We start from the raw sequence: 6960 nt of genomic DNA on the forward strand, positions 1-6960 counted from the left end.
GCCTACGAGACCATCCTGCCCTATCTCAGGAAGACCAAGCAGCCATCCGCCTGAGCGCTTCGGAACGGTTTTTGGCTTTCTCGCCGCAGCGGGCGAAATGATACTTGACTGGGTCGCGCGAGGGGGCAACCATGCTCTCCTTGGGTGCCGGTAGAGAAAATCATTCCTGCCGACCAAAGCGCGTCGTTTCTGAACGGATTGAGACGGCGTGCCGAGGTCTGAGTTGTTATGCATGTCGTTCTCCCAAAGCCGGGGCCACTTTTGGGCGACATGCATCAAGGGTTGGGGGAGCTGAAATTGGACCTAGCTTTGGCCAGGCCGCAGGTCAGCGGCTTCTATGATAAGTCGACCGGGGCCATCCAGTATGTCGTCGCCGACCCGGCGACGAAACGATGCGCCATCATCGATCCGATCCTCGACTTCGACGAGAGGTCCGGCGCCACGGCGACGAAGAGCGCCGATGCTCTGCTCGACTTCGTCAGCGAGCAGGGGCTGGGCGTCGAGTGGATCCTCGATACCCATCCGCATGCCGATCATTTCTCGTCGGCGCACTATCTGAAGCAGAAGACCGGCGCGCCCACGGCGATCGGCGAGAGGATCGTCGACGTCCAGAAACTGTGGAAGGCGATCTACAACTGGCCGAATTTTCCCGCCGACGGTTCGCAATGGGACAGGCTGTTCGGAGGAGGCGAAACCTTCCGGATCGGCACCCTTCCAGTCACCGTGCTGTTCTCCCCCGGGCACACGCTGGCCTCGATCACCTATGTGATCGGCGATGCCGCCTTCGTCCACGATACGCTGTTCGTGCCCGACAGCGGCACCGCGAGGGCGGACTTTCCCGGCGGCAGTGCAGCGCGGTTGTGGCACTCGATCCAGGACATCCTGGCATTGCCGGACGAGACGCGCGTTTTCGTCGGCCATGACTATCAGCCCGGCGGACGAGAGCCGTTGTGGGAAAGCACGGTCGCGATGCAGAAGGCCAGCAATACCCACCTCGTTGCCGCGCGCACCGAGGCTGATTTCGTTGCCCTGCGCGAAACCCGCGACAGGACACTGCCGATGCCGAGGCTGATCCTGCATGCGCTGCAGGTCAACATGAATGGCGGACGGTTGCCGGACCCGGAAGCCAATGGCCGGCGGTATCTGAAATTTCCGCTGGACTCGCTTTGACCTGACGGCGCCAGAGCGGTTCACCGTTTCACGGAAACGCCGAACCGCTCTATCTCTTTGTTTTGACGCAGTTCCCAAAGGGAAAGCGCTATGCGCTTTTCCCGGGAAAACCGTTTCACACTTTTCCTGGAATTGCTCTAGACAGCGCTACAAAAAAGGCGGCGTCAGTTTCCTGACGCCGCCTTTGTATTTTTGTTGCCGAGCTGGCCTTAAGCCGCCGGCTGCGCCTCGATGGTGCGCAGCGCCTGGGTCTGGCGCTTGGCGGCGGCCTTGACCGCGTCCTGCACCTTCTCGAAGGCGCGCACCTCGATCTGGCGCACGCGCTCGCGGCTGATGTCGAACTCGGCCGACAGCTCTTCCAGGGTCAGCGGCTCCTCGGCGAGGCGACGAGCCTCGAAGATGCGCCGCTCGCGCTCGTTGAGCACGGCAAGAGCGCCCGACAGCATGCCGCGCCGGTTTTCCAGCTCGTCCTGCTCGATCAGCATCTCTTCCTGGCTTTCATGGTCGTCGACCAGCCAGTCCTGCCATTCGCCGGATTCGCCTTCGCTCGCCCGGATCGGGGCGTTGAGCGAGGCGTCGCCCGACAGGCGGCGGTTCATCGACACCACTTCGGCTTCGGAAACGTTCAGCCTTGTGGCGATCTCGGCGATCTGGTCGGGCTTGAGGTCGCCGTCATCCAGCGCCTGGATCTTGCCCTTCACCTTGCGCAGGTTGAAGAACAGGCGCTTCTGGTTGGCGGTCGTGCCCATCTTGACCAGGCTCCACGAGCGCAGGATGTACTCCTGGATCGAGGCCTTGATCCACCACATGGCATAAGTCGCGAGGCGGAAGCCGCGCTCCGGTTCGAATTTCTTGACGGCCTGCATCAGGCCGACATTGCCTTCCGAGATCACCTCGCCGATCGGCAGGCCGTAGCCGCGATAGCCCATGGCGATCTTGGCGACGAGCCGGAGGTGGCTGGTGACGAGCTTGTGCGCGGCCGTGGTGTCCTCATGCTCGGCATAACGCTTTGCGAGCATGTACTCTTCCTGCGGCTGCAGCATGGGAAAGCGGCGGATTTCTTCCAGGTAGCGGCTGAGGCCGCCTTCGCCGGAAACAATACTGGGTAGTGACTGGGCCATGATAGCGCCCCCTCTCTATTGGAGTGATGCCCCCGAAACGCGGCGGGCATGTGACGCGAGCACCAAAAGGCTCGCCCGCGACATCAGATATATACAGGAACAAAACCAGAAAAGACAGGCGCTTGTTCAACACGAAACAGTGTGTCACGCTGAAGTGAACAATGCCAGTCAGGTTTTTTGATGGCTAGCTTGAAGCTTGTTGGTGACCGGTTCAGAGCTTGCGGAAACCGCCGACGAGTTCCTCCATGTCCCTCGGTATCGGCGCCTCGAACCTCATCGTTAGATGGGTAGTCGGGTGGCGAAATGCAAGCAGCCAGGCATGCAAAGCCTGCCGGGAAAATGCCTTGACCTGGCTTTTCAGCGGTTCAGGCAGCCGGTTGGCCTTGGTGCGGAAGGCCTGGCCATAGTCGGGGTCGCCAATCACCGGATGGCCGATATGCGCCATGTGGACGCGGATCTGGTGGGTGCGGCCGGTCTCGAGCCGGCATTCGACCAGGCTGGCCGTGGCGAATTCCTGCTGATCGACGCCGAAGCGCTCTCGCACGGTAAAGTGGGTGACGGCATGGCGGGCGTCGTCGCGTCCTTCCGGCACCACGGCGCGGCGCACGCGGTCGGCGGCGCGGCCGAGCGGCGCGTCGACCGTGCCCGTCGGCCGCTGCGGTATGCCCCAGACCAAAGCCAGATAGGCGCGTTCGAGATCGCCGGTCAGGCCGTGATCGGCGAAGGCTTCGGACAGCGACTTGTGGGCGCGATCGGTCTTGGCGACCACCATGACGCCGCTGGTCTCCTTGTCGAGGCGGTGGACGATGCCCGGACGGCGCACGCCGCCGATGCCGGAAAGGCTGTCGCCGCAATGATGGATCAGCGCGTTGACCAGCGTGCCGGTCCAATTGCCGGCGCCGGGATGCACGACAAGGCCAGCCGGCTTGTTTATGACGATCAATTCGTCGTCCTCATAGAGCACATCGAGCGCGATGTTCTCGCCCTGTGGCTCCGCTGGTTCCGGCTCCGGCATGGCGACCGAGACGCTTTCGCCCGGCGTCATCTTGCGTTTGGTCTCGTCGACCGGCTTGCCGTCGATCGAAACCGCGCCCTGCCTGATCAGCATCTGCACGCGGCTGCGCGACATGTCCGGGCCGAGGCTCGCAGCCAGCCATTGGTCGAGGCGCTGACCGGCCGCATCCGCGCCCGCCACCAGCACGGTGGGCGCCGCCGCTGTGAATTGGTCCTCTATCAATTCAGGGGCCTCTTCGCTATGAGCGCTCATTGAAAAACCGTTCCGGACTATTTGCCATGGCCAGCCCAATTGCCGAGGAAGATCAGGAGAAACCGCTCGACCCCGAGGTCGAAATGGTGCGCAGGAAACTCGTCCGCTTCGTCGGGATCAATCTCGGCCTGCTGTTCCTTGCCCTTATGGTGGTGATCGGCGCCCTTGTCTACAAAGCGCGCAACGCACAGCCGGCGAACCCGCCGCTGGCCGGCGACATCCAGGCGCCGGCCGGCGAGCCAGTCAGCGGCGACATCGTGCTGCCGGTCGGGGCCAAGGTGGTCAGCCAGTCGCTGTCCGGCAACCGCGTGTCCATAGACACCGAGCTTGCCGACGGCAGCCGCACGATCTTCGTCTACGACATGACAGAGCGCCGTGTGATCGGCCGCTTTGCAATCCGCAACAAATGACCGGGTTCGCCGAATATCGTCGCGTCGCGACCGTCGCCCTGGTCGTCGCCAACTATGACGAGGCGATTGCCTGGTATGTCGAGCGGCTGGGCTTCCTCCTCGTCGAGGATGTCGATCTCGGCGGCGGCAAGCGCTGGGTCACGGTGGCGCCGGCCGACGGGCACGGCGCGAAGCTGTTGCTGGCCGAGGCTTCCGACGAGGCACAAAAGAAAAGCATCGGTAACCAGGCCGGTGGCCGTGTCTTCCTGTTCCTCGAAACCGACGACTTTGCCCGCGACCATGCGGCGATGCTGGAGAAGGGCGTCGAATTTCGCGAGACACCGCGCTTCGAGCCCTATGGCACGGTGGCGGTTTTCGCCGATCTGCATGGCAATCTCTGGGATCTGATCGAGCCGAAACGGTAGGCCTGTGGCCGGTTTTTCCGCGATGCGGTAAAGCGGCGAAGCCCAGTTGCTTTTTCCCAGCCGTCAGCCTATATCGCCGGTTCTTGAACGCGCCCATCGTCTAGCGGTCAGGACACCGCCCTCTCACGGCGGGAACAGGGGTTCGATTCCCCTTGGGCGTACCATTCTCTCCATCAATCATCCGATCTCTCTGCTCTCGTCGCTTCTGGCGCGGCGGGGCCGATTGCATTAGCATTGCGGCGTGGATCCTAAGGCACGGCTCAAGCGGCGCGCAGAACGCTGGGTGCAGGGCAGGTCCAGACTGGCAGTTGATGCCACGCGGGGAGGAAGGCCAATGCAGAAACTGCAATCGCAGGGCGTGCATCACATCACGCTGGTCGGCGCCGGGCGCCAGACCTCGATCGATTTCTGGGAAGGCGTGCTCGGCATGCCGTTCATCTTCGAGCAGCCCAACCTCGACAAGGCAAAAGAGAGCCACCTCTATTTCGATCCGGGCGACGGCCGGCTGATCACCATCTTCACCGATGAGAGCCGCACGCCGGAGAAGCGACGCACGCCGACGGATCCGGGTTGCGTCCACCACATCGCCTTTTCGGTGTCGCGCGTCACCTTCCTGCAGGCGGTTGGCCGGCTCGACGAGCGCGGCATCAAGCACAGCGGCGTCAAGGATCGCGGCTTCATGGATTCGATCTATTTCGAGGATCCGCTCGGCCTGCTGATCGAACTTGCCTCCTACCGCTTCGAGCCGCCAGCGGGGTTCACCCATGCCGACGTGCTGATGGAAGCGCACAGGCTGCGTGTCGGGCGCGGCGACTACAACATTGCGGAAGTGCATCTCGCCGATGCGATCCAGGCGCTCGTCGAGCGTTCCCGCGCAACCTTGTCGGACGACCGGGCACCGAGGAACCCATACTGAACAAACCAGAGGGAGGAACAAATGGCCAAGACAACAACGAAGAGCGCGAAAAAACCGGCGGCCAAGGTAGCCGCAAAACCGGCGGCCAAAGCGGCGGCAAAACCAGCGGTGAAGGCAGTTGCCAAGCCCGCTGCGAAGGCCAAGGCGAAGCCGGCTAAGAAACCTGCAGTGAAGCTGAGCATGCTGAAGCCCAGCGTCAACAACATGACCGTTCGGGTGTTCGCGCGCGCGGCCGGGCTGGGCGCCGACGAGACCGATGCGTGGGGCCACACCCGCTCGCCCGAATTCACGGCGCGAAACCCCTCGCATTTGACGCCGATGATCGAGGACAAAGGCCTTCCCAGGGGCGTGTTGTGGGAAAGCTGCGCCATCATGCAGTATCTGGCGAACAAGCACGGGCTGGAGAAATTCTATCCCAAGGCGCCGGCCAAGCGGGCTATGATCGATAGTGCCATGTTCTATCTGGTCGGTACGCTCTACCCCTATGTGGCGCGCGCCACCTATCCGTTCCTTGGCTTCCCGCAATATGCCGGCGAGGTCGGCCATAGCGACGCGCACCCCGACAAGAAGTCCGAAGCCCAGAAGGCCGCGATGGCCGCGATTGCCGAGCCGCTGGAGGTCTTCCACAGTTTCTTCAGGGACGGCAAGCCGTTCATCGGCGGCAAGAACCCGTCGATCGCCGACATCCGCCTGGCGGCGACGCTCGAGTTCCTGGCGGTCGTCGATTATCCTCTGCCCAAATGGGCCAAGGAGTATATGGCGGCGATCGAGAAGAAGCTCGGCAAGGCGTACGCCGAGCCTGCCGGCGACGTGCGCGGCTACATCGCCTATGTGAGATCGCAAGCCAAGGCCTGAGGTTAAAGGGGGCCAGGTTAAGGATTCGTTAACCAAAGCCCTGTCTACTACCGATAATTCACCCCGCGACCACAGATGTACTGGCGCCGAGGTGGAAGGAAAGGTCGGCGCAATGCCGGCCTTTTTGCTTTCGCTCACTGTCGATGTGACGTCCTATCTTCTTGTTTTAACGCAATTCCAGACGGAAAACCCGTTTCACACCTTTCATGGAATTGCTCCGGTGTTGCATTTTCGGCGTCAACTTTTTGCCCAGAGATATTGTCATTGCCGGCGTTGGCCTTACCATCCATTTCGGCAGTCGGCATGGACTGCCGGTCAGGAGTGAGACGAGGGCTGGCGATGAAAAGCGTTGCGAGGCAGGCTGTGGTTGCGGGGATGATGCTGGCAGGCGCCGTTCATCCTTCAAATGCCGCTGAACTCAACACCATGAGCGATGTCGGGGCTGCGATCCAGGCATGCTGGACGCCGCCGGCGGATGCCGGAACTGCCAGCGTTACCTTGAGCTTCAGCTTCAAGCGGGACGGCACGCTGATCGGCCCCCCGAGGCCGACAGCCATCCATGTGAACGGCGACGCCAARGCGAAAAAATCATTTGTCGACGCGGCGACGACGGCCTTGCAGAATTGCCTGCCCCTGACCTTCTCGTCGAAGCTGGCGCAAGGGGTCGCCGGCAACGTGTTCACGTTGCAATTCACGTCTCCCAAGTAAGGCGACAGGGAAGCCGGAACCGCCTTGCCACGGCGGTGCGCTCAGCTCTTGGGGTATGCTGGTTCAGTGGTGACTGCGCCTCGCCTCGGCATGCCGGGCAAGGTCAGGC

Annotated in this window: 8 protein-coding genes and 1 tRNA gene; 7 read left to right on the forward strand and 2 right to left on the reverse strand. The window is 62.4% G+C overall.

The genetic code is table 11. The features are described from left to right. Positions 1-270: 270 nt before the first annotated feature. On the forward strand, positions 271-1170 hold the full coding sequence (locus ACXJ7R_RS20805; RefSeq protein ID WP_457153493.1) for an MBL fold metallo-hydrolase: 900 nt from the start codon (positions 271-273) through the stop codon (positions 1168-1170). A 209-nt stretch (positions 1171-1379) separates the two neighbouring features. Here ACXJ7R_RS20805 and rpoH read toward each other — a convergent pair whose 3' ends face one another. Both rpoH and ACXJ7R_RS20815 read right to left on the reverse strand, forming a co-directional pair. Next, on the reverse strand, positions 1380-2291 hold the full coding sequence (rpoH, locus tag ACXJ7R_RS20810) for an RNA polymerase sigma factor RpoH (protein WP_095089340.1): 912 nt from the start codon (positions 2289-2291) through the stop codon (positions 1380-1382). A gap of 211 nt (positions 2292-2502) precedes the next feature. Then, the gene (locus tag ACXJ7R_RS20815; protein WP_457153487.1) at positions 2503-3558 is read right to left on the reverse strand and encodes an RluA family pseudouridine synthase; all 1056 of its coding nucleotides are present in this window, start codon (positions 3556-3558) and stop codon (positions 2503-2505) included. A 26-nt stretch (positions 3559-3584) separates the two neighbouring features. Between ACXJ7R_RS20815 and ACXJ7R_RS20820 the strand changes: the two genes are divergently transcribed. The 6 genes from ACXJ7R_RS20820 to ACXJ7R_RS20845 all read left to right on the forward strand — a co-directional run bounded on the left by ACXJ7R_RS20820 (position 3585) and on the right by ACXJ7R_RS20845 (position 6851). After that, the gene (locus tag ACXJ7R_RS20820; RefSeq protein ID WP_457153488.1) at positions 3585-3968 is read left to right on the forward strand and encodes a fimbrial protein; all 384 of its coding nucleotides are present in this window, start codon (positions 3585-3587) and stop codon (positions 3966-3968) included. Next, positions 3965-4372, forward strand: a complete 408-nt coding sequence (locus ACXJ7R_RS20825) for a VOC family protein (protein WP_457153489.1) — start codon at positions 3965-3967, stop codon at positions 4370-4372. Before ACXJ7R_RS20820 ends, ACXJ7R_RS20825 begins: the two co-directional genes overlap by 4 nt. 89 nt (positions 4373-4461) lie before the next feature. Next, positions 4462-4536 (forward strand) — tRNA-Glu (locus ACXJ7R_RS20830). A 170-nt stretch (positions 4537-4706) separates the two neighbouring features. Then, positions 4707-5288 carry a VOC family protein gene (locus ACXJ7R_RS20835; RefSeq protein WP_457153490.1) on the forward strand — a complete coding sequence of 194 codons (582 nt, stop codon included), beginning with the start codon at positions 4707-4709 and terminating at the stop codon, positions 5286-5288. A gap of 21 nt (positions 5289-5309) precedes the next feature. After that, positions 5310-6143: a glutathione S-transferase family protein gene (locus ACXJ7R_RS20840; RefSeq protein WP_457153491.1), complete on the forward strand. Its 834-nt coding sequence runs from the start codon at positions 5310-5312 to the stop codon at positions 6141-6143. A gap of 339 nt (positions 6144-6482) precedes the next feature. Continuing rightward, on the forward strand, positions 6483-6851 hold the full coding sequence (locus ACXJ7R_RS20845; RefSeq protein WP_457153492.1) for a hypothetical protein: 369 nt from the start codon (positions 6483-6485) through the stop codon (positions 6849-6851). Positions 6852-6960 lie beyond the last annotated feature (109 nt).

This window comes from Mesorhizobium sp. P5_C1, assembly GCF_054049815.1.